This is a genomic window from Pseudomonas orientalis (assembly GCF_022807995.1).
Classification (GTDB): domain Bacteria; phylum Pseudomonadota; class Gammaproteobacteria; order Pseudomonadales; family Pseudomonadaceae; genus Aquipseudomonas; species Aquipseudomonas orientalis_B.
The window spans coordinates 3,925,649-3,950,152 of record NZ_CP094351.1 but is presented as its reverse complement, the minus strand read 5'-3'; the positions used below and the strand labels follow the sequence as shown (position 1 = coordinate 3,950,152).

Annotated in this window: 24 protein-coding genes; 11 read left to right on the top strand and 13 right to left on the bottom strand. The window is 61.1% G+C overall.

What is annotated here, in order from left to right:
- Nucleotides 1-2: 2 nt before the first annotated feature.
- From uraD to MRY17_RS17510, 3 genes are all read right to left on the bottom strand, one after another.
- Complete coding sequence (gene uraD, locus MRY17_RS17520; protein WP_191952102.1) at nt 3-518, bottom strand: 2-oxo-4-hydroxy-4-carboxy-5-ureidoimidazoline decarboxylase; 516 nt, start codon at nt 516-518, stop codon at nt 3-5.
- Nucleotides 515-1,441 (bottom strand): allantoinase PuuE, encoded by a 927-nt coding sequence (gene puuE, locus MRY17_RS17515; protein WP_181282304.1) that lies wholly within the window; start codon nt 1,439-1,441, stop codon nt 515-517. Before puuE ends, uraD begins: the two co-directional genes overlap by 4 nt.
- A gap of 120 nt (nt 1,442-1,561) precedes the next feature.
- Nucleotides 1,562-1,723: a hypothetical protein gene (locus MRY17_RS17510; protein WP_243352588.1), complete on the bottom strand. Its 162-nt coding sequence runs from the start codon at nt 1,721-1,723 to the stop codon at nt 1,562-1,564.
- 147 nt (nt 1,724-1,870) lie between these two features.
- On the opposite strand from MRY17_RS17510, the gene uraH reads away from it, so the two are divergent.
- Entirely contained in the window at nt 1,871-2,224 is a 354-nt protein-coding gene (gene uraH, locus MRY17_RS17505) for a hydroxyisourate hydrolase (RefSeq protein WP_181282303.1), read from the top strand.
- A gap of 143 nt (nt 2,225-2,367) precedes the next feature.
- Nucleotides 2,368-7,512 (top strand): dermonecrotic toxin domain-containing protein, encoded by a 5,145-nt coding sequence (locus tag MRY17_RS17500; RefSeq protein ID WP_243352587.1) that lies wholly within the window; start codon nt 2,368-2,370, stop codon nt 7,510-7,512.
- Here MRY17_RS17500 and MRY17_RS17495 read toward each other — a convergent pair.
- Nucleotides 7,493-8,128: a LysE family translocator gene (locus MRY17_RS17495; RefSeq protein ID WP_181282302.1), complete on the bottom strand. Its 636-nt coding sequence runs from the start codon at nt 8,126-8,128 to the stop codon at nt 7,493-7,495. The two genes, MRY17_RS17500 and MRY17_RS17495, sit on opposite strands and share 20 nt — an antisense overlap.
- Nucleotides 8,129-8,217: 89 nt before the next feature.
- Nucleotides 8,218-9,564 carry an NCS2 family permease gene (locus tag MRY17_RS17490; protein ID WP_181282301.1) on the bottom strand — a complete coding sequence of 449 codons (1,347 nt, stop codon included), beginning with the start codon at nt 9,562-9,564 and terminating at the stop codon, nt 8,218-8,220.
- A gap of 310 nt (nt 9,565-9,874) precedes the next feature.
- Between MRY17_RS17490 and MRY17_RS17485 the strand changes: the two genes are divergently transcribed.
- Nucleotides 9,875-10,477, top strand: coding sequence for a glutathione S-transferase family protein (locus MRY17_RS17485; RefSeq protein ID WP_243352586.1), 603 nt, complete (start codon nt 9,875-9,877; stop codon nt 10,475-10,477).
- Between the two features lie 164 nt (nt 10,478-10,641).
- On the opposite strand, the gene MRY17_RS17480 is transcribed toward MRY17_RS17485, so the two are convergent.
- Entirely contained in the window at nt 10,642-11,538 is an 897-nt protein-coding gene (locus MRY17_RS17480) for a LysR family transcriptional regulator (protein WP_243352585.1), read from the bottom strand.
- Between the two features lie 125 nt (nt 11,539-11,663).
- Between MRY17_RS17480 and MRY17_RS17475 the strand changes: the two genes are divergently transcribed.
- Genes MRY17_RS17475 through MRY17_RS17465 form a run of 3 tightly spaced genes read left to right on the top strand, consistent with a single transcriptional unit; the run spans nt 11,664 to nt 14,614 of the window.
- On the top strand, nt 11,664-12,956 hold the full coding sequence (locus MRY17_RS17475; RefSeq protein WP_243352584.1) for a CitMHS family transporter: 1,293 nt from the start codon (nt 11,664-11,666) through the stop codon (nt 12,954-12,956).
- Between the two features lie 15 nt (nt 12,957-12,971).
- The gene (locus MRY17_RS17470; protein ID WP_191952100.1) at nt 12,972-14,297 is read left to right on the top strand and encodes an acyclic terpene utilization AtuA family protein; all 1,326 of its coding nucleotides are present in this window, start codon (nt 12,972-12,974) and stop codon (nt 14,295-14,297) included.
- On the top strand, nt 14,294-14,614 hold the full coding sequence (locus MRY17_RS17465) for an AtuA-related protein (protein WP_191952099.1): 321 nt from the start codon (nt 14,294-14,296) through the stop codon (nt 14,612-14,614). The genes MRY17_RS17470 and MRY17_RS17465 overlap by 4 nt, the downstream gene beginning before the upstream one ends.
- Before the next feature lie 542 nt (nt 14,615-15,156).
- Here the strand turns inward: MRY17_RS17465 and MRY17_RS17460 are convergent.
- The 5 genes from MRY17_RS17460 to MRY17_RS17440 form a co-directional block, all read right to left on the bottom strand.
- Complete coding sequence (locus tag MRY17_RS17460) at nt 15,157-15,528, bottom strand: glutathione S-transferase N-terminal domain-containing protein (protein ID WP_181285127.1); 372 nt, start codon at nt 15,526-15,528, stop codon at nt 15,157-15,159.
- A 101-nt stretch (nt 15,529-15,629) separates the two neighbouring features.
- Nucleotides 15,630-16,175 (bottom strand): GTP cyclohydrolase I FolE, encoded by a 546-nt coding sequence (folE, locus tag MRY17_RS17455; RefSeq protein WP_057700852.1) that lies wholly within the window; start codon nt 16,173-16,175, stop codon nt 15,630-15,632.
- A gap of 76 nt (nt 16,176-16,251) precedes the next feature.
- A complete protein-coding gene (locus MRY17_RS17450) occupies nt 16,252-16,809 on the bottom strand; it encodes a Smr/MutS family protein (RefSeq protein WP_191952098.1) in 558 nt (185 codons plus the stop codon).
- 75 nt (nt 16,810-16,884) lie between these two features.
- Nucleotides 16,885-17,205, bottom strand: coding sequence for a hypothetical protein (locus MRY17_RS17445; RefSeq protein WP_065887960.1), 321 nt, complete (start codon nt 17,203-17,205; stop codon nt 16,885-16,887).
- Nucleotides 17,206-17,347: 142 nt separating this feature from the next.
- Nucleotides 17,348-17,938, bottom strand: coding sequence for a cysteine hydrolase family protein (locus MRY17_RS17440; protein WP_191952097.1), 591 nt, complete (start codon nt 17,936-17,938; stop codon nt 17,348-17,350).
- A 239-nt stretch (nt 17,939-18,177) separates the two neighbouring features.
- Between MRY17_RS17440 and prmB the strand changes: the two genes are divergently transcribed.
- Complete coding sequence (gene prmB / locus MRY17_RS17435) at nt 18,178-19,086, top strand: 50S ribosomal protein L3 N(5)-glutamine methyltransferase (RefSeq protein ID WP_181285131.1); 909 nt, start codon at nt 18,178-18,180, stop codon at nt 19,084-19,086.
- A 117-nt stretch (nt 19,087-19,203) separates the two neighbouring features.
- On the opposite strand, the gene MRY17_RS17430 is transcribed toward prmB, so the two are convergent.
- Together MRY17_RS17430 and MRY17_RS17425 are read right to left on the bottom strand one after the other, a co-directional pair.
- Nucleotides 19,204-20,007, bottom strand: coding sequence for a hypothetical protein (locus MRY17_RS17430; RefSeq protein WP_191952095.1), 804 nt, complete (start codon nt 20,005-20,007; stop codon nt 19,204-19,206).
- A 99-nt stretch (nt 20,008-20,106) separates the two neighbouring features.
- Nucleotides 20,107-21,069: an alpha/beta hydrolase gene (locus MRY17_RS17425; RefSeq protein WP_243352583.1), complete on the bottom strand. Its 963-nt coding sequence runs from the start codon at nt 21,067-21,069 to the stop codon at nt 20,107-20,109.
- A 143-nt stretch (nt 21,070-21,212) separates the two neighbouring features.
- Here MRY17_RS17425 and aroC point away from each other — a divergent pair, with 143 nt between their 5' ends.
- The 4 genes from aroC to MRY17_RS17405 all read left to right on the top strand — a co-directional run bounded on the left by aroC (nt 21,213) and on the right by MRY17_RS17405 (nt 24,477).
- Nucleotides 21,213-22,304: a chorismate synthase gene (aroC, locus tag MRY17_RS17420; RefSeq protein WP_243352582.1), complete on the top strand. Its 1,092-nt coding sequence runs from the start codon at nt 21,213-21,215 to the stop codon at nt 22,302-22,304.
- A gap of 10 nt (nt 22,305-22,314) precedes the next feature.
- Nucleotides 22,315-23,475, top strand: a complete 1,161-nt coding sequence (locus MRY17_RS17415) for an MFS transporter (protein WP_243352581.1) — start codon at nt 22,315-22,317, stop codon at nt 23,473-23,475.
- Nucleotides 23,472-23,999 carry an acireductone dioxygenase gene (locus tag MRY17_RS17410; RefSeq protein WP_243352580.1) on the top strand — a complete coding sequence of 176 codons (528 nt, stop codon included), beginning with the start codon at nt 23,472-23,474 and terminating at the stop codon, nt 23,997-23,999. Before MRY17_RS17415 ends, MRY17_RS17410 begins: the two co-directional genes overlap by 4 nt.
- Before the next feature lie 208 nt (nt 24,000-24,207).
- Nucleotides 24,208-24,477, top strand: a complete 270-nt coding sequence (locus MRY17_RS17405) for a response regulator transcription factor (RefSeq protein ID WP_181285066.1) — start codon at nt 24,208-24,210, stop codon at nt 24,475-24,477.
- Nucleotides 24,478-24,504 lie beyond the last annotated feature (27 nt).

Genomic DNA, 24,504 nt, shown 5'->3' with positions numbered 1-24,504 from the left:
GTTTAGAGGGTCAGTAATCGGAACAACGCGATCTTGTTGATCTCTGCCAGTGCGCACTTGAACTCGGCGTCTGCCGAGTGGTGGATGCGCGTTTCGAACGCGGCCAGGATCTGATGTCGGTTGCTGCCTTTTACCGCCATGATGAAGGGAAACTTGAACTTGGCCTTGTAGGCCTCGTTCAGCTCGGTGAAGCGAGAAAACTCTTCGGCCGTGCATTGGTGAATACCCGCGCCGGCTTGTTCATCGGTGCTGGCTTGGGTCAGTTGGCCCTGGACGGCAGCTCTGCCTGCCAGGTCCGGGTGAGCGTTGATCAGGGCCAGTTGACTGGCATGATCGGCGCTCAACAGGATATCGCTCATGCGCTGGTGCAGGGTTTCGATCTGGTCGATCGACGCGTCCTGGCCCAGGTCGAAGGCCTTTTCAGCCACCCATGGCGAGTGTTCGTAGATATCGGCGAAGGCGGCGACGAATTCATCGCGGCTCAGGCTCGACGGTTTCAAGTTCTGGAATGCAGTCATTTCGCGGCTCCCGTGAACGGGTGGGTTTCGTGCCAGTGACGGGCAATGTCGACGCGGCGGGTGAACCACACCTGTTCATGGCTTTTGGCGTACTCGATAAAGCGCTTGAGCGAAGCCAGGCGCGCCGGGCGGCCGATCAGGCGGCAATGCAGGCCGATGGACAACATCTTCGGCGCCTCAGCGCCCTCGGCATACAGCACGTCGAAGGCGTCCTTTAGGTACTCGTAGAAGTCATCGCCCTTGTTGAAACCCTGCACCTGGGTGAAGCGCATATCGTTGGTGTCCAGGGTATAAGGGATCACCAGGTGCGGCTTGCCGGTGGGAGTGTTGGGTTCCCAGTAGGGCAGGTCGTCATCGTAGGTGTCGCAGTCATAGAGGAAGCCGCCTTCCTCCATCACCAGTCGCCGGGTGTTGGGGCCGGTGCGGCCGGTGTACCAGCCCAGCGGGCGTTCGCCGGTCAGTTCGGTAAGGATGCGGATCGCTTCGAGCATATGCTCGCGCTCCTGGGCCTCGTCCATGTACTGGTAGTCGATCCAGCGGTAGCCGTGGCTGCAGATCTCGTGGCCGGCGGCAACCATGGCGCGGATCACGTCCGGATGACGCTGGGCGGCCATGGCCACGGCGAAGATGGTCAGCGGGATATCGAACTCTTTAAACAATTTGAGGATGCGCCACACCCCGGCACGGCTGCCGTACTCGTACAGCGATTCCATGCTCATGTTGCGCTGGCCTTGCAGCGGCTGGGCCGAGACCATTTCCGAGAGGAAGGCTTCGGATTCCTTGTCGCCATGCAGGATATTGCGCTCGCCGCCTTCTTCGTAATTGAGTACGAACGACAGCGCAATACGTGCCTTGCCCGGCCAGTGGGGATGAGGAGGGTTACTGCCGTAACCGATCAGGTCGCGTGGATAGTCAGCGCTCACTGCAGTCTTCCTTCTTGTTCGTGGTAGCAGATAGTGTGGCGGCCGGGCAGTGGAAAGACTGGGGGGCGTCACAGCGATGAGTGATTGTATACAACTTATCGCAAATTTTGTAAGCCTGCATTACTGCATTTTTTCTGAAAGTTCTGCCTGCAAGAAACTTGCCTGAGTGGTCAGGTTAAGATGAAAAAGCCCACTGTAGGAGCGAGCTTGCTCGCGAAAAACCTGAGGCCGCCACTTTTCATCCCGCGAGCCCGCGTTATCGTTGGCGTTTTTCGCGAGCAAGCTCGCTCCTGCAGGGGATTGGAAGCTCGTTGAATTTATTGTGTACAATTTTTTATAAAAGTGTCTTAATCAGCCATCGCCGGCTTTTTCACTGCCCTGAAAAAGTGCGGGTTTCACTATTACTGACTTCGGGAGGCGCATAAAGCCATGGGACGTTTGACCACACACGTTTTGGACGCCGCGCACGGCTGCCCTGGCAGCGCAATCAAGGTTGAGCTGTACCGAGTCGATGGCGCGCAGCTTGAACTGGTCGCCACCGCGTTGACCAACAGCGACGGTCGCTGCGACGCACCGCTGCTGCAAGGCGACGATTACCGCAGCGGCGTGTACCAGTTGCAGTTCAGCGCCGGTGATTACTACCGCGCCCGGGGTGTGCAGTTGCCTGAACCCGCCTTTCTCGATGTGGTGGTGTTGCGCTTCGGCATCAGTGCCGAGCAGGACCACTACCATGTGCCCTTGCTGATTTCGCCCTATAGCTACTCCACCTACCGGGGTAGCTGAGTCGTCACCTCGCTTCACACCCCACATGCTCTTCGTTGGTTTCGCCCGCACACTGCGGGCTTTTTTTCGACGTTCAATTATGTAGCGCCAACCGGTCGCTGCCGCTGCCTAGTCTTTTTTTTTCAGAAAAAATGGACGTGGACATGGGACCCGAACCCCTTCTGCTCGACCGCCTCGACGCTACCGTCAAATCCAGTCGCCAGCTCAATGAGCTTTACCTCGCCCATGCACGATGTGCTTACCGGTCGCGCCTGCTGCAACAGATGCAGCTGCGCGCGCCGCGTATCAGTCGCCTGATCCGCCAGACCTTGCGCGACACCTTTGAAATGGACCCTGACTCCTTGCTGCTCGACGTGCCCCTGATCCCTGGCGAGCCGCCCTGGCGCCGCAGCCTGACCGATACGGTGATGCGCTTGCTGGCCGAGCGCGCGTGCGTTCGCGAGGGCAAGCTGAGTCAACGGGCCTGTGCATCCAGACAACTGGCCGACGCGGCCTTGAGCCGGGTGCTCAAGGTGGATCTATTGGCGCGCATCGAATCTGCGGCGCCAGCGTTCTGGCAAGTGCTGGCTGAAGATGGATTGGCGACGCGCGAGGCGTACTGGTGTGAGGTGTACCACGCACTGATCGGCGATCAGGCCCTGCTGGCTCACGGATTCAACCAGTTATCCGATGATGGATTGGCCATGGTCATGATGACGGTCGAGGCACCTACCGCCGAGCAACGTGCACGGGCAGGAGGCCTGCACGCCGGTTTGCGGGTGGCGCAAGTGGTATGTCCAGGCAAGTCCGGCGCGCTTGTTCCCTTCAGTGGTGCGCTGCATCTCTACTACGACGCGCAACCTGCCCAGACCCGACAGGTGCTGTTCCTGCCGGGCCTGGCCCCGCTGTTTTACGAGTTCGACACGCAACAGGCCTGGCAGCATCGCTTCCCTGAACTGGTGACGGCGCAGGCACATTCACTCTGGCCGTCGCTGGCATTGCGCAGGCGTCATGAGTTGCCCGACATCACCGCCTCCTCCGCACTGCCCATGTCGGTGGGGCAGTTGGGCCCGCTGATCGACAGTCATGCCCTCGACCATAGCGCCAAGGCGCTGTTGCACGTGCAGTGGGACAACGAACTGGCGACCCTGCTGGATATCAATATCGCTTATCTGTTTCCCGGCGATGCGATCAAAGGCGACTATATGCAACCGGTCGAGCGTCTATTGCAGGTGGAACAGGGGCGCAGGCTGTTGTGCATGCCGGCGGGTTTGAGTTCGACGCTGGCGCAGATGTTGAGCCGCGACCAGCACGAGCGTTCTTCGCAAATCAGCTTCGCCAGCCTGTCTCAGAACCTGCCATTGCGTCTGCGCGAGCAGAAACAGCAGCAGTATGAGAAGGCGCTGACACGTTTGCTTGATGATGACAAACCAAGCGAGGAAACGGCCGACTTCAAGGCTGTCGCTGCTTTGCACCAGCAATGGCTGGAGCAGCGTCAGCATTGCTCGTCCTTGCTTGAGGGCTATGAACATCGATTGGATGACGAGGCGTTCTGGGTGGGGCCTGTCAACGGTGTGCCGAGCCGCCAGGAGCGCTTGCTGGCGGCACGTGGCGCGGCCTTGATCAACGAGGCGCGGTTGATGCACCGGCTTGAGTTCATTGACGAACACTTGCTGGCGCGGGTCAGGGCAGTGGTCGAGGAACCGTCTCAAAAGCGCGGCATCGGTGCAGGTAGAGTGTTGTCTGTGACCCTGGGCGGGGGCACGCAGCCAGCCTTCCGATTGCTGGGCGTGTTAGTGGTGACCGGTGCCTCGGGCCATGCCCATCAGGCGATGCTGTTGTACATGCCGGGGCTGGAGGGCGGTTTGCAACGCTTCAAATCCCTGACGGCGCTGACGCAGGGTTTGCAGGCCAGTTTCATGGCGCGCGAACCGAACCCGCTGTGGCAGTGCATCGGGCGTGCCGAGCGCAATGTCGCGCGCAGTTGGGCCCGGTGCCTGCCACGCAACGAGCCCGTCACAGTGTGCTTTGCAGACATCAGTGGCGATGCGCTGTTGGTCGGTCTCAAGGAGCAGGTCAAGGGATTCGCGGACGCGCGACAGAAAATCGTGGCGGGCGAACGGGTGTTCAGCGAGGTCAGCGATGCTGCATTGGCAATGACCCTGCTGGCGGCCGAGGTTGCCCAAAGCCTGCAAGTGCCCGCTCACGATGTCAGGGAAGTGGCCCTGAACAACGTGCACATAGTCATGGCGGGCGCCGCACGGGCAAGCAAAATGCCGACTTGGTATGCCCAGGCGCCGGTCTCGATCAGCAGGCGGCACGCGCGCCTGGTCAAACGTCAGAAGCGCAGTGCACTGAACCTGCAGCGCCAGTGGGTGGAGGCATTGGGAAGTGTCGAGGATTTTGCCCGCCCGCTGTTGATTCGGCAGTTGACCCTGGATGGGCTCTATCCGGAGTTTGATATCGATCTGCCGCTGTTCGACATCCCCGACGATGTGAGCAAAGTCTGGGTTGGTCGTCCGGAGCGTCTTCCCGGTGAGGCAGGGCCGAAAACCGTGGTCAGCAAGGAACGCACGACCTACAGCTTTCTGCACCTCGCGCTGGCCAACCTCGACCCCGAAGCGCCCTGGACCGCCTGGCGGCTCACACGCACGCGGTACCTGGTGCCCGCCTGGAAGGCGCGGTTGAGCGTGGATTATTTGATCAGGACCATCGCGGCGCTGGATATCGGCGGTCAATACGACCAAAAAATCCTCAGCGTTGGCTATGGCGAGGGCGATAGGGCGCAGGCCTCCGCCCACTCGCCGCTGCGCCATGAGTTATTGCGCAGGCCCGTGCGACGCCAGACGACCGTCGATTTGATCGGTGCCCAGCAGCTCCAGCTGAGCGAGCAGGCACAACAGTTGTTCAAGCGCGCAATCGCGGTTGAGCCTGGGCCACCCTCATCGTTGCGCCTGTATTTCCTCAGGGTCGAGGCGGTGACGGTGGCCTGGGCCCGTCATATTGCCGGCATGGTGGTGATCCAGGATCCCCGGATGCCGCGTTGTGTTTTTTATTGGCCCGCTGCAAGTAATTACCCGGCGCTCTCGGAGCACGCCAGCCTCGATGCTCTACGTGAGACGCTGATCAAGCATTGGCAGGCGCAAGAAAACATTGCCGAGCTCGCGACATACATTGCCCCCGGCTCAGAGACGCAAGCGCTCGCCGGTTATCCAGGGGCAATCACCCCCGTGATCACCCCCAAAACGCTCTGGCGCAGCATGCTGGAGCAACTGCGGATGTTTACGTTGGTGGATGTTGCCGAGCCCCGGGCGTTATTCATTGGCCGGCATCTGTATCGCTGGTTTAAAAGCAAACGGGTATTCCCGGCCATGGCACTCAGCGAGATTGAGCTGGAGATCCGAGAACAACAGGAGGTCATGCCTGCGCAGTGGTTGGGTATCACCGAAACGGACGCAAGCGATATGGTTGCAGCGCTGGCCCACGCCCAGGTATTGGCGGTGCAGCGCAAGGGGCGGGCCGAGTCCAATTCCCAGGCTTCACTGCAGGTTTATCGTCTGTGGCGACTGGGTGAGCAAAAGGCTCAAACGATCAGGGGGCTGCTGTCGATGATCCCCGTGGTGTCCATAGGCGTGTTGCTGCATGACCTGCTGTTGGCGGCGCGCCGTCTCTATCACAGCGGCGAGGCTGGGGAGGGCGTCGACCTGGCGATTGCCGTCCATCAGTTGGTGCTGGATGCGGCGCTGACATTCGCTCCGTTCAAGATCGGCGCTGTCGCCAAACCGCTCAAGCAAATGCCCGTAAGGCCGATGACATTGGCCTTCAAGCAGCTGCATCGACGTCAGCAGGTTCACCGTCAACTGTCGTTGCGGCCGCCTTCTTCACCCATGACTTTCAAGGGCCTGGAGCCCTACAAACTATCGGGACCGGCCAGTGATGCGATTGAGTTGAAAGGACCGATCGGTAAAGGCTCCCGGTTTAAAAACGGCGAACAATTCGTCACCGACGCCGAGGGCGGACGTTATGGCGTGTATCGGCGCGATGGCGAACGGCAACTGCGCTTCAAGAACGTGCGCACACCTGGGGACAACGAGCTGATCCTGAACATCGAGGAACCGCGCCAGTGGCTCCTGGGAGCCGATGCACCCGAGCCTCAGCCGGGGCCCAGTTCAATGGTCACGCCATTTTGGCAGCAAACCCTGCCACCCTCGAAGGTTCCGGTCAGTTGGGCGCCGCCCCCCGTCGCGTCGGCGGAGCAACTGGGCAGGCGCCCGCACAACCTGACGAGCGCCTGGCGCGACTGGGGGCAACCGCTGGGCTCGCGCAAGGCGGTGGAAATTGCGCCGTACCGCAAAATATTCACGATCGAGGAGGTCAGCGGGCCGAGCCTCAAGGTGGGCGAGCGGTATTATGAAACCCTGCCCGGTGGCTCGCTGGCCAATCCCGATGTGGTTTTTCTCAAGCCGCCTGGGTCGCTGATCGACAGTATCGACAGCATCACCATGCGGCTGGGAGACGGCACTACGCCGCAGCCTGTGCTGTTCACCTATGGCGAGGACCTGCGCTGGACCGCCAGGGAGTCGCTGTTCAGCCAGCCGTTGGCGGCCTCGATCAGCGCCAGGTTTGCTGACCTGACACCGTCCAGTGCGAGGTATGCGGCGCGCAGGCTGGTCGAATTGGCTGATCCGGGCGAGTCCGCCCTGACAAGCACGCGCTTGTTGAGAATCCGCGCGGCACTGGATGACTGGATGCCTCACGTACCAGGGCAAACCGCGCAAACCGATGACTTGATGAGAATGTTGCAGCCCATGCGACCGCGCAAGCTGTTCAGTCTGTATGTGGGTGTAGACGGGCAGGTCGGAAGTTTTGAGCGCATGGATTTCAATCTGCCGTCCACGTTTGATCGTTCGTTGTTCGTCAAAGCCAAAGGCCAGAGTGCGATCACCCAAAAACGAGTGATGGCCAGTGTCGAGGAGGTCACCCGGATTCTGCAGCAACATGGGTTTGTCGTAGAACGTTTGAAACTGATCTATGCGCCCCGTTATCCCCATCTTTCAGCGACGCATCCAGCCTCCGACAAGCTCTATTACATCGTGCCCCGCTGGTTGGACGGTAAAAGCATGCCGATGAAACTGGGCAGTGATCGACTCCTCTCCAATGACTGGTTCCTGAATAAAAGCCGGGTGTATCCGGCGTTGTATCGGCAGGTCATGGTGGCGTCGAATGAAGGGAGGTTGGTCAAGCTGATCGCAGGCGTTCAGAACGCGCCAAGGCCCACGATCTATTTCATCAGGCCAGGGGAGCTTTGATCAAGGACGCAATCCCGGCGCCGCCGAACAGCGCGGCGCTGAGGCGGTTGAACCAGCTCTGGCCCGAACCGCTGCGCAGATACCGTGCGGCGCCATGGGCACCCGAGCCGTAGGCCAGCTTGCACAGCAGGTCGAGCACCGTCCACGTGGCGATCATAGTCAGCAATTGCGGCAGGAACGGTTGCTGGCTGTTGAGAAATTGCGGCAGGAAGGCGGCGAAAAACAGGATGTCCTTGGGGTTGCTCGCACCCAGCACAAAGGCCCGTCCAAACAAGGCGCGAAAACGCGGCACGGCGGGCGTCTGCGGCACGTGTGCACCCTGGGCCGGCAGGCGCGATTGCTGCCAGCTCTGCCAGGCAAGATAGAACAGGTACAGCGCACCCACGATCTTCAGTGCACTGAACAGTTGTTCGGACGCCAGCAGCAGCGCGCCCAGACCCAGGGCCGAGGCGCTCAGCAGGCAGATCGAAGCAAACACGCCGCCCAGGAACGCCGGGTACGAGCGGCGCAGGCCGTAGTTGAGGCTGTTGCTGATCATCAACAGGGACAACGGGCCGGGGATCAGGATCACCACCAGCGCAGCGCCGCTGAACAGCAGCCAGGTTTCGATTGTCATGTCGTTTGCTCCGGTTATCAGCGGCAAGCTTCAAGCTTCAAGCGGCAAGTTATAGCTTGTAGCTTGTAGCTGAAAACTTGCCGCTGCTTTTACAAAAATACAAACTTGGCGATAAAGATCGCGCACAGCACCCATAGGCTGACGGAAATCTCGCGGTACTTGCCGGTGCCGGCCTTGAGTGCCACATACGTGATGAAGCCCAGGGCGATACCGTCGGCGACCGAAAACGTCAGCGGCATCATGATCGCGGTGACGATCGCCGGAATGCTGTCGGTGGCTTCGTCCCAGTTGATATGCGCCATGCTGGCCATCATCAACATCGCCACATAGATCAACGCACCGGCGGTGGCGTAGGCGGGAATCATGCTGGCCAGCGGCGCGAAGAACATCGCCGCCACGAACAGCACGCCCACCGTTACCGCGGTCAGCCCGGTACGACCACCAGCTGCCACACCGGCGGCGCTTTCCACGTAGCTGGTCACGGGCGGCACGCCGACCATGGCACCGAATACACTGGAAGCACTGTCGGCCTTCAGCGCGCGGGACAGATTGTCGATCTTGCCGTCGGCGTTGACCAGGCCCGCCCGTTGCGCAACGCCCATCAGTGTACCCGCCGTGTCGAACATGTGTACAAAAAGAAAGGCGAATACCACGCTTATCATGCTCACATTGAACACACCCATCACGTCCATGGCCATCCAGGTCGGCGCCAGGCTCGGTGGGGTGGAGAGAATGCCGTTGTAATGCACCAGGCCCAGGCCCCAGCCAGCCAGAGTGACGGCGATGATGCTGATCAGGATCGCACCGAACACGCGGTGATAGCTGAGAATGGCGATCAGCAGGAAACACACCGCCGCCAGCAATGGCGCGGGTTCGTGCAGCGAGCCAAGCCTGATCAGTGTGGCCGGGCTGTCGACGATGATCCCGGCGGTTTTCAGACCAATCACGCCGAGGAACAGGCCCACCCCGGCGCCCATGGCATGACGCAGGCTGACGGGAATGCTGTTGAGCAGCCATTCGCGGATACGCGACAGGGTCAGGATCATGAACAGCACGCCCGAGATAAACACCGCGCCGAGGGCGGTCTCCCAGTGGTAGCCCATGGTGCCGACCACGGTGTAGGTGAAAAACGCGTTCAGGCCCATGCCTGGCGCCAGGCCCACCGGCCAGTTGGCGTACAGGCCCATCAACAGGCAGCCCAGCGCGGCGGCGATGCAGGTGGCGACAAACGCCGCGCCGTGATCGATACCCGCATCGGCCATGATGTTGGGGTTGACGAAGATGATGTAGGCCATGGTGATGAAGGTGGTGAGGCCGGCGATCAGTTCGGTCTTCACTGTGGTGCCATGCAAGCGCAGTTTGAACAGGCGTTCGAGCCAGCCGTGCTGCGGCGGGCTGAGGTCCAGAATAGGGGCTTCGGTTTTGCGGCTATCCACAGCGAGTACTCCTCAATCGTTTTATTGTTATTTCCAGCGCCGGTCACATGCGTGGGCAACAGCGCTTTGAGGTACTGGCGGGTTTTGTTGACTGATAGGTCAGGAACTCGCACGAAGCGAATTATGCTTTTGTATACAAATAAAGCAAATAATGTTTTCGATTATCTGCGCAGAAAGGGACGAAAGGCCGGCCACCACAGCAGTTGGCTCGGATTTATTCTGCGCGGTGTCTTGAAACAAACCGTCGATAGCCGCACTTTGTGGGCGCAAGCGTTCGTTCCGGGCGCGTCAAGCGGCATAAGGGGAGCCCATGTACAAGGTTTATGGCGATTACAAATCGGGCAACTGCTACAAGGTGAAATTGATGCTCAACCTGTTGGGCATTGCGTATCAATGGATTGATATCGATATTCTCAAGGGCGACACCCAGACCCCTGAGTTCCTGGCCAAGAACCCCAACGGCAAGATCCCGGTGCTGGAACTTGAAGATGGCACCTGCCTGTGGGAGTCTAATGCGATCCTCAACTTTCTCGCCGATGGCAGCGACTTCTTGCCGAGCGAGCCGCGTTTGCGCACACAAGTGTTGCAGTGGCAGTTTTTCGAGCAATACAGCCACGAGCCTTATATTGCCGTGGCGCGGTTCATTCAGTTCTACCTGAACCTGCCGCAGGATCGCCTGGAGGAATACAAGACGACCCACAAGGGCGGCTACAAGGCGTTGAGGGTGATGGAGCGCCAGCTGCAAGCCACGCCGTATCTGGTGGGCGAGCGCTATTCGATTGCCGATATCGCATTGTATGCCTACACCCATGTGGCCCATGAAGGCGGCTTTGATCTGGCGCCGTATCCGGCGGTGCAGGCGTGGCTGCAGCGGGTAGCCAGTCATCCTCGGCATGTCCCGATGCTGGCCTGATATGCAATCAAAAGGTGAGGGCAAGTCCTGATGTAGGAGCGAGCTTGCTCGCGAAAAACTCACAGGCACCGCGTTCATTCAGGAGGTACGCGTTATCGTTGAGGTTTTTCGCGAGCAAGCTCGCTCCTGCAGAGGGTGGTGATCGCCAAGCGCTCTGCGACCATTTAGCTCAATGGTGAGTCAGATAACTCGTTATTTAGCAGGTCAAAGCAGCGCTGTGCTGCCGGGCTTAACGCTATCCCACTGCGAGTGATCAACCCGATCTCCCGGTTCACGCCGGGATGATCGATCGTGATCCGCTGCAACCCCTCCAGGCTGTCCGCCGCCGACTCCGGCAGCACACTGATCCCTAAGCCCTGGCGCACCAACGCCAATACCGTGGACATGTAGTTGGCCTCCATGCCCGCGTTCAGCGTCAGCCGTGTCTGGTCGAACAGCGCGTCCACTTGCTCGCGCACGCTGCTGTCGCGTCCAGTCAGGATGATCGGTTGGTCTGCCAGTTGCTCCAAGGTCAGTGACCGATAGCGCGTCAGCCCATGGTTCAATGGCACAAACGCGCACAGTCGATCATTCAACACCGGTACGAAGTCCAGGCCGTGACTGAGGCGTGCACGCACGCCGATGCCGAAATCCACCTCGCCGGAACGCACCTGGGCATGAATGCGATGGGCCACCAGGTCATGCAGGCGTACTTCAATGCCGGCGAATCGCTCGCGAAACAGGCGCAACACCGGCGGCAGGCTGCCGGCGCACACCGAGGGCAGGGCGGCGATACTGACCACGCCCCGGCGCAGGGCGGCGAGGTCGCGCGAGCCGGTGACAATGTTGTCCAGGTCCAGCAGCAGTTTTTCCATGGGGCCACGCGCCGCCTGGCCGGCGGCGGTGATGCTCACATGGCGCGGGCTGCGGTCGAGCAGGGCGACACCCAGCCAGTCCTCCAGCTGTTGCACTTGCACGGTGAGAGCTGAGGGAGACAGGTGCAGCTCATTGGCGGCCTTGGTGAAACTGCCGGTACGCGCAACGGCAAGGAAGGCCTGGATATGCTGGATGCTGTTTTTCATAAGGGCCGCTTCATTTTGTTTTTACGAACGTGCTATGCCGAATATTCCAATTTACAAAGACTAACCCGCTTCCAATACTCCAGGGAAAACAATAACCGGCCACCAAGGCCGTCCTGGAGTACCCCATGCTCGCAACCCTGGGTGTCATCACCATCCTCTGCCTGCTTGCCGCCGTCATGAGCAAGCGCCTCTCGCCCCTGGTGGCTCTGATTGCCTTGCCGATCATCGCCGCGCTGATCGGTGGCTTCGGCCTGCAAACCAGCGGGTTCATCATCACCGGTATCAAGAACGTCGCCCCGGTGGTGGGCATGTTTGTGTTCGCGATCCTGTTCTTCGGGATCATGACCGACGCCGGCATGCTCGACCCGATCATCGATCGCATCCTGCGCACGGTGGGCACGCGTCCTACACGGATTGTCGTCGGCACCGCGACCCTGGCGCTGCTGGTGCACCTGGACGGCTCCGGCGCGGTGACCTTTCTGGTGACGGTGCCGGCTATGTTGCCGTTGTACACCCGGCTGGGCATCGACAAGCGCATCCTGGCCTGTGTCTGTGCGATGGCCGCCGGGGTCAACTTCCTGCCGTGGACCGGCCCGGTGCTGCGCTCGTCCGCGGCGTTGCATGTGCCGGTGGCGGACCTGTTCCAGCCGCTGATCCCGGTGCAGATCGTCGGGCTGATCTTTGTGTTCGCCTGCGCCTGGTGGCTTGGCCGTCGGGAAGAGAAGCGCCTGGGCCTGGGCGCCGGTTCCAACGTGGACGCGGTGCCGCAACGGGTGCTCAGTGATGACGACATCAGGTTGCGCCGTCCGCGGCTGTTCTGGGTCAACCTGCTGCTCACCGTGCTGGTGATGGTGGTGATGATCGCCGGCTGGGTCGACCCGGTGGTGATGTTCATGCTCGGCACCGTGGTGGCGCTGTGCGTCAACTACCCCAACGTCGACGCCCAGCGCGCGCGTATCGACGCCCATGCCAAAACCGCCCTGACCATGGCCAGTATCCTGCTCGCCGCGGGCGTGTTCACCGGCATCATGCAAGGCACCGGCATGCTCAAGGCGATTGCCGAAGTGGCGGTGGCGCAGATTCCGGCCGGCCATGGCAAGTTGATTCCAGCGGTGGTGGGTTTTATTTCCATGCCGCTGAGCATGTTGTTCGATCCCGATTCCTACTATTTCGGCGTGATGCCGGTGATCGCCGAAGTCGGCAAGGCGCTGGGCGTCGACCCGTTGCAAGTGGCCCAGGCCTCGTTGCTGGGCGTGCACACCACCGGTTTCCCGGTCAGCCCGCTGACCCCCGCGACCTTCCTGCTGGTGGGCCTGTGCAAGATTGAACTGGCCGATCACCAGCGCTTCACCATTCCTTTTCTGTTTGCCGCGTCGGTGTTGATGACCCTGACCGCGCTGCTCCTGGGCGTTATATAAGAGGAGTTATCTGAGATGAAAACCTTGCGCATCGGCGCCGGCGCCGGCTACTCCGGTGACCGTATCGAACCCGCCGTGGAACTGGCCGAACGGGGCGACCTGGATTACCTGGTATTCGAATGCCTGGCCGAACGCACGATTGCCCTGGCGCAACAGGCGCGTATCAGTGATCCGGCAGGCGGCTACGACCCCTTGTTGAGCGAGCGCATGCACCGTGTGCTGCCCTTTGTCGGGCGGCAACCGGGTCGCCGCCGTCTGCGCGTGATCACCAATATGGGCGCGGCCAACCCGGTGGCGGCCGCCGTTGAAGTGCGGCGCATTGCCGGTGAGCTGGGCGTGAACCTCAAAGTGGTGGCCGTGCTGGGCGACGACGTGCTATCGGCGTTGCGGCCGGAGCAGAGGCTGGACAACGGCCAGACCCTGGGCGCACTGGGTGACCGGCTGATTTCGGCGAATGCCTACCTGGGCGTGGAGGGCATTACCGAGGCCCTGCGCGCCGACGCCGATGTAGTGATTACGGGGCGCGTGGCCGATCCATCATTGTTTCTCGCGCCGCAGATGTTTGAGTTCGACTGGGCTGCCGACGATTGGCAGCGCCTGGGCAGGGGCACGCTGGTCGGGCATTTGCTTGAATGTGCGGGGCAGGTCAGCGGTGGTTATTTCGCCGACCCAGGCTTAAAGGATGTGGATGACCTGGCGCGCCTGGGCTTTCCGTTGGCCGAGGTCGACGCCGATGGCCACGCGTTGATCACCAAGGTGGCGGGCTCCGGGGGGCAGGTCAGCCGCGCCACCTGCAGCGAACAACTGATCTACGAAGTGCATGACCCGCAAGCGTATTTGACCCCGGATGTCACGGCCGATTTTTCACAGGTGGGCTTTGCCGAGGAGGGCGTTGATCGGGTGCGTGTTCAGGGAGCCGACGGCCGTGCCCGGCCTGAACAGCTGAAGGTCAGCGTCGGTTATCTGGATGGCTGGATTGGTGAAGGGCAGATGTCCTACGGCGGTCCGGGCGCTGTCGCGCGGGCGCAGTTGGCACGGGATGTAGTGCTCAAGCGTCTGGAACTGATCGGCGTGACGATGCAGGACGTACGCGCGGAGTTGATCGGCATGGACGCTTTGCATGGGCCGCGCAGTGACGTCGAGCCCTGGGAAGTGCGCCTGCGCGTCGCTGCCCGTTGTGAGGATCGCGGCGACGCCGTGCGCGTCGGCAATGAAGTGGAAACCCTTTATACCAACGGCCCCGCCGGCGGCGGTGGCGCGAGCAAGAGCGTGCGCCAGGTGGTGGCGGTGGCATCGTTGCTGCTGTCCCGTGATCAAGTCAAACCGAGGATTGAAGGATGAAACTGCACACGCTGGCCCATTCCCGCACCGGGGACAAGGGCGACACGTCGAACGTCTCGATCATTGCCTATCGCGCCGAAGACTATCCATTGCTGTGCGAACAGCTTACGGCGGAGCGGGTGGCCGAGTGCTTTGCCGATTTGCTGGAACCCGGCGCTGCGCCGGTCCGGCGTTATGAGTTGCCCAATGTGCAGGCGCTGAATTTTGTGTTGCCGGGCATCTTGCGTGGTGGCGTGACCCGCTCGCTGGCGCTGGATGCCCATGGCAAGTGCCTGGGTTCGGCACTGCTGGACCTGGATTTGCCGACACCGAACTGAATGTGGGAGGGGCGGTGCGACGATTCGACTTGCCCCGATAGCGGCCCCAGAACCGATCAGGATGTTGGATCAGCCCGAGTACATATCCGTTTCTGCGGTAACGGCTACTAAGGGTTCCGCTTTTACAGCGGCTCACTTTTGAAAAGCCGGAATGCCGGCCCAGTCAAAAGTAAGCAAAACGCTCTTGCCCCACCACTCGGCACCTCGCTTGGGCTCGGTGTGCCCGAACGCAGGCTTGAATCCGTGGGCCGCCGCAATGGGCCATCCCTGGCCCAGTGCGGCTAACCCGGCGTCCTGCCGGGTTACCCACGAATTCAAGCCTGCGTTCGGCCAGCGTGGTTTAACGGGGCGCCTAAGATCAAAATCAAAAGCGCGGCGGCCTTGGAGCCGACCGGTTTTTTTTGTCGATCCCGGTCCAAATGTGGGAAGGGGCTTGCCCCCGATGCGGTGTGTCAGCCAGCTCTGTTGTCGCTGACCCACCGTCATCGGGGGCAAGTCGAATCGTCGCACCGCCCCTCCCACAGTGGATCCGCGCAGGTCTGTCAGATCGCGGCGAAGCGCTTGTCCAGGTAATCGATGATCACCTTGGAGTCATACATCCAGGTGGTCTGGCCGTTTTCTTCGATACGCAGGCACGGCACCTTGATCTTGCCGCCTTGTTCCAACAGGGTCTGGCGATCCTGTGCGTTGTTCTTCGCGTCCTTGAGCGCTACCGGCACATTCAGGCGGTGCAGGGTACGACGTGTCTTCACGCAGAACGGGCAGGCGTGGAACTGATACAGGGTCAGGTCCCTGGCCGCTGCGTTCACCTGCGCCTGTTGTTCGGCAGGGCGCTGCTTTTTGCGCGGACGGGTCAGGAAGTCGCCGGCGATGATGATCTGGCCGAGGCCGACTCGAAGTGCTTTGACGAACATGGCTGAAAGCCTCTTGCCCATGGAGAAGGGGCCGCAGCTTACCTGAATTTTGCGGGCGAAAAAAAACCGGCGATGAACGCCGGTTTTTCCTGCACAGCCACTTACTTGATCAGGCTGAGAAATTCGCTGCGGGTGGCCGCGTTGTCGCGGAACTCACCGAGCATCACCGACGTGATCATCGACGAATTCTGTTTTTCCACACCGCGCATCATCATGCACATGTGCTTGGCCTCGATCACCACCGCCACGCCGAGGGCGCCGGTCACTTCCAGCACCGCATCGGCGATCTGGCGGCTGAGGTTTTCCTGGATCTGCAGGCGACGCGCATACATGTCGACGATCCGCGCAACCTTCGACAAACCCAGCACTTTGCCGCTCGGGATGTACGCCACGTGGGCCTTGCCGATAAACGGCAGCAGGTGGTGCTCGCACAGCGAGTACAACTCGATGTCCTTGACCAGCACCATTTCGCTGTTGTCGGAGCTGAACAAGGCGCCATTGGTGACTTCTTCGAGCGTCTGTTCATAACCGCGGCAGAGGTACTGCATTGCTTTGGCGGCACGCTTTGGCGTGTCGAGCAGGCCCTCGCGGGAGACGTCCTCGCCGAGTTGGCCGAGGATCTCGGTGTAATTCTGTTCCAGGGACATGAAACTACCTGTGGGATTTTCGCAAAGCGCAAGGTTACGGTGGCGGACCCATCGCTGCAAGCCTGACGATGGCACTTTACTCGTCGCGGCCTTCCATCATGGTGCGCTTGAGCATCACATACACCGCGCCGGCCCCGCCGTGGCGGGCCTGGCAGGAGGTAAAGCCGAGTACTTGGGTGTGTTGGCGCAGCCAGGTGTTGACGTGGCTCTTGATCATCGGCCGCTTGCCGTCCAGCCGCACGGCCTTGCCGTGGGTGACCCGCACGCAGCGGATTTCGAACCTGGTGGCTTCGGCGAGGAAGGCCCACAGGGTTTCCCGCGCCTTCTCCACGGTCATGCCGTGCAGGTCGAGGCTGCCCTCGAACGGGATCTGGCCGGCCTTGAGCTTGCGCATCTGGCTTTCCTGCACCCCGTCGCGGGCCCACATCAACTCATCTTCGGGGCCGACGTCGATCACGAACTGATCCGACAAACCATCCACGGTGGTGGCATCGGTGCGCACGGTCGCGGCCTGGCGCAGCTTGGCGATTTGCGCCCGGTCAGTCTTGGGTTTGCCGGTGTCGGCACGGTCGTGCTTGATCGGCTTGACGCCGCGCAGCTCGTTCTTGAACAGGGAAAAATCGTCGTCTTGCATGTCAGCCTCCGCGAAGGGCGGGCAGTTTACCTAAATCGCGGCGGCTGGGGCGCGGCAAATACTATCCAAGCGCCATTAGTCGTGCTTTTTCATCAGGTGCGAGGCGATATTCAATGACAGCGGCTGGCGCATTTTTCGACGGCTGCGACGCCATAGCCATACACCCAACCACAGCACCAACAGGCCGATCCCCAGCAGGATCGCCGAGCCGCCAGGGCTGGCGTTCAGTTCGCCGAGTGCCGGTGAATGCCCAAACAGACCGGCGCCACCAGCGCCCGCCAACAGCAGACCTACAATCGCCAGCAGCGCGGCAATGCCCGCCACCAGGCGCAGACGCCAATTGCTCGGGCCCTTGGGGCGCAAGCGACGAGCATCAAAACCATCGGATATCTTCATTCCGACCTTTCCTCCAGGGTATCGGCCCTTCGACCGGAAGATACACAGGTTGTTCCTGTGCCCGAGGCAAATGCGCGAAATGAGCAGGCGTTGTGGCTGAGCGGGGCAATGAACATGGGCACACCGCTCATCAGAGAGACGATCAGATCAGATCTTTGGTCAACGCCAGGGTCGCGAAGTTGTCGGCCATGATGGCCATTTCGGTTTGCTGCACCTGCTCGGCACTGAGCACGCCACCTTTGCAGGGCAAGTCGCGTGTGGCACAGGCATCTTCCACCAGGGTGCAGCGAAAACCGAGGTTCTTGGCGGCGCGTACCGTGGTGCTGACGCTGGAGTGGCTCATGAATCCGCAAACGATCAGGTCCAGAGAACCCAGGTCCTGCAGGTGTTTTTCCAGGCCGGTGCCGTGAAAGGCGCTGGGCAGCAGCTTGCCGATAATGGTTTCGTCGCCTTCAGGTTCCAGGCCGGGGATGAATTCGCCGCGCTCGCCTTGCGGATCGAACAGGCCGCCGACGGTACCCAGGTGGCGCACATGCACGATCGGCCGTCCGGCGCTGCGCGCAGCGGCCACCAGTTGCTTGATGTTACCGACCGCTGCGTCCATGCCAGAGAGGGCGAGTGGGCCGCTGAGGTATTCCTTCTGGGCGTCGATGATCACGAGGGTCGCATGGGCCAGGTTGGCAGCTGCGTAACCACGACCGCTGAGTTGAAACATCGTCTTTGGAACGGACATTCTGGGGCTCCTGTGAGGGGGGCTTTTGCGACATTGTCCACTGGCTGAGCGGTTCTGTGAATCGCTACCATCGTAAGGTACGCCGTTGCTGGCGTGCAGCCATGTCAAGGGGGGGACTTGTTTAAGCCATTCGTGATGATTTGGATGAAATCCGACATACGGCAACGGCATTTCGCACATCGTCGGTAGAGGTGAACGCTGTTAGAATCGCCAGTCGTTTTTTCCAGGAGTCTGCCCCCGTGATCACTTCCCGCCTGCGCACCTTGCGCGACCATATCCGTTGGGCTGTCAGCCGTTTCCATGGGGAAGACCTGTTTTTTGGCCACGGCACCGACAACGCCTGGGATGAAGCCCGGCAACTGGTACTCGGCGCCCTGCATCTGCCGTGGGAAATTGCCGACAGCTATCTGGACTGCAATCTGGAAGAAGAGGAAATCTCCCACGTGCAGCGCTTGTTGCATCGCCGTATCCATGAACGGGTGCCCACCGCTTATTTGCTCAAGGAGGCCTGGTTCTGCGGCATGTCGTTTATCGTTGATGAGCGCGTGCTGATTCCGCGCTCACCGATCGGCGAGCTGATCGAAAACCGCTTCGAACCCTGGCTGGCTCAGCCGCCGGCACGTATTCTGGACTTGTGCGCCGGCTCCGGCTGCATCGGCATCGCCTGTGCCTACGAATTTCCGCAGGCTGAGGTGGTGCTGGGCGACCTGTCCTTCGAAGCCCTGGAAGTAGCCAACCAGAACATCGAGCGCCACGGCGTCGATGAGCGTGTATACACCGTACAGGGCGACGGCTTTGACGGGCTGCCGGGTCAGCGCTTCGATCTGATTGTGTCGAACCCGCCCTACGTGGATGCCGAAGATTTCGCCGATATGCCGGATGAATACCAGCATGAACCGGAATTGGGCCTGGCGTGTGGCGACGACGGTTTGAACCTGGTACGCCGGATGCTGGCCGAAGCGGCGGACCACCTGACCGAGAAGGGTTTGCTGATCGTGGAAGTGGGCAACAGCCAGGTACACGTCGAAGCGCTGTACCCGGAAGTGGATTTCGCCTGGCTGGACTTCCAGCGGGGGGGGCATGGGGTGTTCATGTTGACGGCGGAGCAGTGCCGGACGCATCAGGCCGTCTTCGCCGCTCGAGTTTAACTCGGTCATGTGGGAGGGGGCTTGCCCCCGATGAGGCAGTGTCAGTAGATGCATTGCTAACTGACACACCGCTATCGGGGGCAAGCCCCCTCCCACATTTAATTGCATTCCAGGCTGTTACCGGTGTGTGGCAATCCAGATCAACAGTCCCGCCTGAAACACGGTAAACGCCACCAGGCAGGTAATGGTAAAGCGCAACCCGCTGTCCTCGCGCTTGAACTTGAGGACCTTTTCCTCTTCCTTGCGCAATTTCACTTCCTGCTCGGCCAGTTTCTGCTCGGCCTGTTGCAGCATCTGCGCGGCTTCGAGGATTTCCACGAATTGCACCTTCTCGGTGTTCCAGCTGTCCAGCACATCGCTGACCTTGCCCGGCTGCACATTGCCCTTGAGGTGTTGCACGTCCGCGTAGGCCACGTCAAAGCCCTGAATGCGCAGGAAGTGATCGCGGCGCAGGCGCGTGGCTTCGTTGAGCGCGTCCTTGTTGGCCAGGTCCACGCCATCGACGCGGTAATGTGACCACTTCTTCTTGGCCCAGGCCGCGGCCTGGGCCACCAGGAAGCGACCAAGGCCGCGGTTCGCCGGTTCGATTTCCAGGCTGTTGCCCGGGCCGAAGTGCACGCGATGTTTATCGTGATCCACCCAGATATCCAGCTGGTTCTGCTCGCGACGTACGCGCTGCCCGGGCAACTGGATCACCATGCGCAACAAACTGTGATGGGAGTCATGGCGCTCGGCGTAACCGAACTGCACAAAGCGCAAGGGTCGCGCGCCGGTCGCACGGTCGATGGCCAGCGGGGCGAGGCGCAGCATCTTGAAATGTTCGGCGTGTACGTCCGCCCACGGCAGCGCCGCTGCGGCGACGGCCTCGGTTTCAGCCGGAATATCGGCGTTGGATTCTGGTGTTGCTTCAGTGGTTGTCATGCGGCGCGATCCTGTCCAAGCCCTGCGAGCCGACAGTCTTTTTACTGTCGACCCTGGGCTTATCGGCCGTTTTCCCCAGGACTGGAGGCCAATTGCCGCTTAACGAGGTTCAAGTTCGTTGATAAAGCGCACTATCCGCTCGCCCAGCTCGGCGGCGAGGGGCAATTTGGGGTCGTTGTAGGACGCCAGTTGCTGCTTGACGTTGTTGGGCACGATACGCATCACATGGTTCATGCCTTCGATCACGGTCAACTGCGCGTCGGGCTTGGCCTGTTTCAGTTGCCGGGCATCGCCTACGCCGACCTGTATGTCGTTGGTGCCCTGGATGATCAACGCCGGCATGCTCAAGCGGGCAAAGGCCGCCGACGGATCGGCGCGGAACAGGCTGATCAGGTAGGGCTGCACGCTGGGTCGGAAAATACCTTCCAGCGGGCGTGGCACATCGTCATCCACCTGGCCGGCCTTGAGGTGATCGAGAATTTCATTGCTGCGCAGCAGCAGGGCCGGGGGCAGGTGATCGGCCAGTTGCTGGCGAATCACCTGATCGACCGGGCGCGCGCTGCCGGACAAGGAAATCACCCCGGCCGGGTTCAACTGCGGCGCGGCGAGGGCGGCAACCAGTGCGCCTTCGCTGTGGCCCAGCACAATCAGCGGGCCCATGCGCTTGTCGGCCTTGAGCAACTTGCCCCAGGCCACGGCGTCGGCCACGTAGGCGTCAAGGCTCAGGTTGCGTTCATCCGGGGTCGCAGCCAGGCTGGCGGCCACGCCGCGTTTGTCATAGCGCACGCTGGCGATATTGTGTCGGGCCAGCACCCAGGCCAGGCGCTTGAGGCTGTCGTTGCGCGCGCCGTCGGCGCTGTTGCCGTTGCGGTCGGTGGGGCCTGAACCGGCGATGATCAGCACCACCGGCACGGGGTGGTCGGACTGCGGCAACAGCAGCGAGCCAAACAGCTCACCGCTGCCGGTGTCGAGGCTGATGGGCCGTTGCAGCACGACAGGGGAGGCGGCCTGGGCCGCGACGGTAAACAGGGTGAGGGTGAACAGCAGAACTCGCAGCATCATCGCGCCATCATTGGAGAGGTGCCGGTTGGACCAACGTCTACCGGTAAGGTTTCGAGGATGAACTAGTCGGTTAGCCTGCGTATACTGGCCGCCTTAAGTTATTACGGTTGACTTGATTCAACTGATATCACGGAGCGCTCCGCATGTCCGGCAATACCTTCGGCAAGCTGTTCACTGTCACCACCGCGGGCGAAAGCCATGGCCCGGCGTTGGTCGCCATTGTCGACGGCTGCCCGCCCGGCCTCGAGCTGTCCGTGCAGGATCTGCAGCGTGATCTGGACCGTCGCAAGCCCGGCACCAGTCGCCATACCACCCAGCGCCAGGAACCCGACGAAGTCGAAATCCTCTCCGGGGTGTTCGAAGGCCGCACCACCGGTTGCGCCATCGGCCTGCTGATCCGTAATACCGACCAGAAGTCCAAGGACTACTCGGCGATCAAGGACCTGTTCCGCCCGGCCCACGCCGACTACACCTACCATCACAAATACGGTGAACGCGACTACCGTGGCGGCGGACGCAGCTCGGCCCGTGAAACCGCGATGCGCGTGGCGGCCGGCGCCATTGCCAAGCAATACCTGGCGACCCAAGGCATTGTCATCCGTGGCTACATGAGCCAGCTCGGTCCGATCGAAATTCCGTTCAAGACCTGGGACAGCGTTGAAGACAACGCGTTCTTCTGTCCGGACCCGGACAAGGTGCCGGAACTGGAAGCCTACATGGACCAGTTGCGCCGCGACCAGGATTCGGTCGGTGCGAAGATCACCGTCGTGGCCGAGGGCGTGAAACCGGGCCTGGGCGAGCCGATCTTCGACCGTCTCGACGCCGAACTGGCCCACGCGCTGATGAGCATCAATGCGGTCAAGGGCGTGGAAATCGGCGCCGGTTTCGCCTGTGTGGCCCAGCGCGGTACCGAGCATCGCGATGAGATGACCCCGCAGGGCTTCCTCAGCAACAACGCCGGCGGCATCCTCGGTGGCATCTCCTCGGGCCAGCCGATCGTTGCGCACCTGGCGCTCAAGGCCACGTCGAGCATCACCACGCCGGGCCGTTCGATCGATGTACACGGCAACCCGGTCGACATGATCACCAAGGGCCGCCACGACCCATGTGTCGGCATCCGCGCCACCCCGATTGCCGAGGCGATGATGGCTATCGTGCTGATGGACCACCTGCTGCGCAACCGTGGACAAAATGCCGATGTGCAGGTGAGTACGCCGGTGCTGGGCCAGCTGTGACGGGCTGACAGTGACAGCCCTCCCTTATTGGCGCCTTTCCAGCTTCTACCTGTTCTACTTCGCCCTGCTCGGGGCGACGGCGCCCTTCCTGGCGTTGTACTTCGATCACCTGGGTTTCTCCAGCGCGCGTATCGGCGAGCTGGTGGCCATTCCCATGCTGATGCGTTGCGTGGCGCCCAACCTGTGGGGCTGGCTGGGCGACTACACGGGGCGCCGCCTGGCCATCGTGCGGTTCGGCGCGGTGTGCACGCTGTTGAGTTTCTCGTTGATTTTCGTCAGCAAGACCTACGCCTGGCTGGCCTTGGTCATGGCCCTGCATGCGTTCTTCTGGCACGCGGTGCTGCCGCAGTTCGAAGTGATCACCCTGGCTCATCTGCAACGCCAGACATCGCGCTACAGCCAGATCCGCTTGTGGGGTTCCATCGGCTTTATCCTCACCGTCGTGATCATGGGCCGTCTGTTTGACTGGCTGAGCGTGGATATCTACCCGGTGGTGGTCGTGGTGATCATGGCCGGTATCATCGGCGCCAGCCTGTGGGTGCCGAATGCGCAGCCCGCCAGCCACGGCCAACGCTTGGCCGGAGACGGATTTCTGCGGCAGTTACGCAACCCCGGCGTGCTGGCGTTTTATGCTTGTGTGGCGCTGATGCAGATGAGCCATGGTCCGTATTACACCTTTCTGACGCTGCACCTTGAACACCTGGGCTACAGCCGCGGCGTGATCGGCCTGCTGTGGGCGCTCGGGGTGGTGGCGGAGGTCTTGATGTTCCTGGCCATGAGTCGCATCCTGGCGCGTTTTTCGGTGCGCCGGGTGCTGCTGGCCAGTTTCCTGCTGGCGGCGCTGCGCTGGCTGCTGCTCGGCGCATTCGCCGAGTTTTTCTGGGTGCTGTTGCTGGCTCAGGTGCTGCATGCCGCCACATTCGGCAGTTTCCATGCGGCGGCCATCGCCTTCGTACAGCGCAGTTTCGGTGATCGTCAGCAAGGCCAGGGCCAGGCGCTTTACGCCGCATTGGCCGGCACCGGCGGAGCGCTGGGTGCGCTCTATGCCGGTTACAGCTGGAACCTGCTGGGGCCCACGCTCACGTTCAGTATCGCCAGCATCGCGGCCCTGGCCGCCGCCGTTATCATTGGCCTTCGATTGCAAGAGCCGAACCAAGGAGTCGTGCAATGAGCTATGTCGCTGTCTATGACCTCACTACACCGGACACCCCGAACAAGGTGCTGACCCACTTCGACGACATTCAGTCGACCCTGGCCGAACACGGCGTGCGCTTTGAGCGCTGGCAACCCGGCACACTCGAAAAAGGCGCCAGTGAGGCGCAACTGATTGCGGCGTATCAGACGCAGATCGACGCGCTTGGCTACGCGCGTGCCGAGGTGGTCAGCGTGACCGATGCTCACTCCACAGAAGCGTTCCAGGCCGAACGTCTGGGTGAGCACACCTGCGCTGAACATCAGGCGCGATTCTTTATCGCCGGCCAGGGGCTGTGCTCGCTGCGCATTGGCGGATATGTCTACGGCGTGCGGTGTGAGAAGAATGATCTGCTGATCGTGCCCGCCCACATGCCCCATTGGTTCGACATGGGGGAGAATCCTTATTGTGTAATGCTGCATTTGTTCAGCACCGTCGAGGGATCGGTACCGAAGTTGACCGGCAATGACATCGCCCGTGACGCTGCGAAATTGGACGACTAAAACAAATCTTTTAAATGTTCAACCCAGGCAAGTTGGAATTTGCTGTGGGAAGAAGCCTTATTACCTGTAGGGCTTGGCTGTTTATCCTCGGCCCTGGCCTCTCATTGCTCATGTTGTGTAACTCTCGCTTTGTTCAATGTTCATGGCGCCTGTCAATAGGAAGAATCCGAAGGGTGGCAGCGCATCGGCATATAAAAAGGAGAGAGTAATGAGTGGCCCAGAGGAGATATTTCAACCGTTGGAAATCGTACCGACGGCTATCAGACGACGCTTGAGTCTGCTCGGCAAGCCCCTTACCAGAACGGAACTGGAGATTCTGCGATGGGCCTCCGAGGGCAAGACCATTTGGGAGATGAGCAGGATTCGCTGCACCTCCGAGGCCACGGTTAAATTCCATCTGCGTAATATCTACGGCAAGCTCGATGTCAATAACCGCGTGCAGGCGATGAATGAGGCAGCGCGTCAGGGGCTGTACTGACGGCATAAAAAAGGGCCGCGACGCTCA

What these genes read in the sequence shown, in the direction of transcription:
- folE (WP_057700852.1), bottom strand. Translation starts at nt 16,175, where the DNA reads ATGTCCCTGGAACAGAATTACACCGAGATCCTCGGCCAACTCGGCGAG.
- MRY17_RS17405 (WP_181285066.1), top strand. Translation starts at nt 24,208, where the DNA reads ATGAGTGGCCCAGAGGAGATATTTCAACCGTTGGAAATCGTACCGACG.
- MRY17_RS17475 (WP_243352584.1), top strand. Translation starts at nt 11,664, where the DNA reads ATGCTCGCAACCCTGGGTGTCATCACCATCCTCTGCCTGCTTGCCGCC.
- uraH (WP_181282303.1), top strand. Translation starts at nt 1,871, where the DNA reads ATGGGACGTTTGACCACACACGTTTTGGACGCCGCGCACGGCTGCCCT.
- MRY17_RS17460 (WP_181285127.1), bottom strand. Translation starts at nt 15,528, where the DNA reads ATGTTCGTCAAAGCACTTCGAGTCGGCCTCGGCCAGATCATCATCGCC.
- MRY17_RS17485 (WP_243352586.1), top strand. Translation starts at nt 9,875, where the DNA reads ATGTACAAGGTTTATGGCGATTACAAATCGGGCAACTGCTACAAGGTG.
- MRY17_RS17445 (WP_065887960.1), bottom strand. Translation starts at nt 17,205, where the DNA reads ATGAAGATATCCGATGGTTTTGATGCTCGTCGCTTGCGCCCCAAGGGC.
- aroC (WP_243352582.1), top strand. Translation starts at nt 21,213, where the DNA reads ATGTCCGGCAATACCTTCGGCAAGCTGTTCACTGTCACCACCGCGGGC.
- MRY17_RS17430 (WP_191952095.1), bottom strand. Translation starts at nt 20,007, where the DNA reads ATGACAACCACTGAAGCAACACCAGAATCCAACGCCGATATTCCGGCT.
- MRY17_RS17480 (WP_243352585.1), bottom strand. Translation starts at nt 11,538, where the DNA reads ATGAAAAACAGCATCCAGCATATCCAGGCCTTCCTTGCCGTTGCGCGT.
- uraD (WP_191952102.1), bottom strand. Translation starts at nt 518, where the DNA reads ATGACTGCATTCCAGAACTTGAAACCGTCGAGCCTGAGCCGCGATGAA.
- MRY17_RS17500 (WP_243352587.1), top strand. Translation starts at nt 2,368, where the DNA reads ATGGGACCCGAACCCCTTCTGCTCGACCGCCTCGACGCTACCGTCAAA.
- MRY17_RS17470 (WP_191952100.1), top strand. Translation starts at nt 12,972, where the DNA reads ATGAAAACCTTGCGCATCGGCGCCGGCGCCGGCTACTCCGGTGACCGT.
- MRY17_RS17495 (WP_181282302.1), bottom strand. Translation starts at nt 8,128, where the DNA reads ATGACAATCGAAACCTGGCTGCTGTTCAGCGGCGCTGCGCTGGTGGTG.
- MRY17_RS17440 (WP_191952097.1), bottom strand. Translation starts at nt 17,938, where the DNA reads ATGTCCGTTCCAAAGACGATGTTTCAACTCAGCGGTCGTGGTTACGCA.
- MRY17_RS17450 (WP_191952098.1), bottom strand. Translation starts at nt 16,809, where the DNA reads ATGCAAGACGACGATTTTTCCCTGTTCAAGAACGAGCTGCGCGGCGTC.
- MRY17_RS17425 (WP_243352583.1), bottom strand. Translation starts at nt 21,069, where the DNA reads ATGATGCTGCGAGTTCTGCTGTTCACCCTCACCCTGTTTACCGTCGCG.
- MRY17_RS17465 (WP_191952099.1), top strand. Translation starts at nt 14,294, where the DNA reads ATGAAACTGCACACGCTGGCCCATTCCCGCACCGGGGACAAGGGCGAC.
- MRY17_RS17410 (WP_243352580.1), top strand. Translation starts at nt 23,472, where the DNA reads ATGAGCTATGTCGCTGTCTATGACCTCACTACACCGGACACCCCGAAC.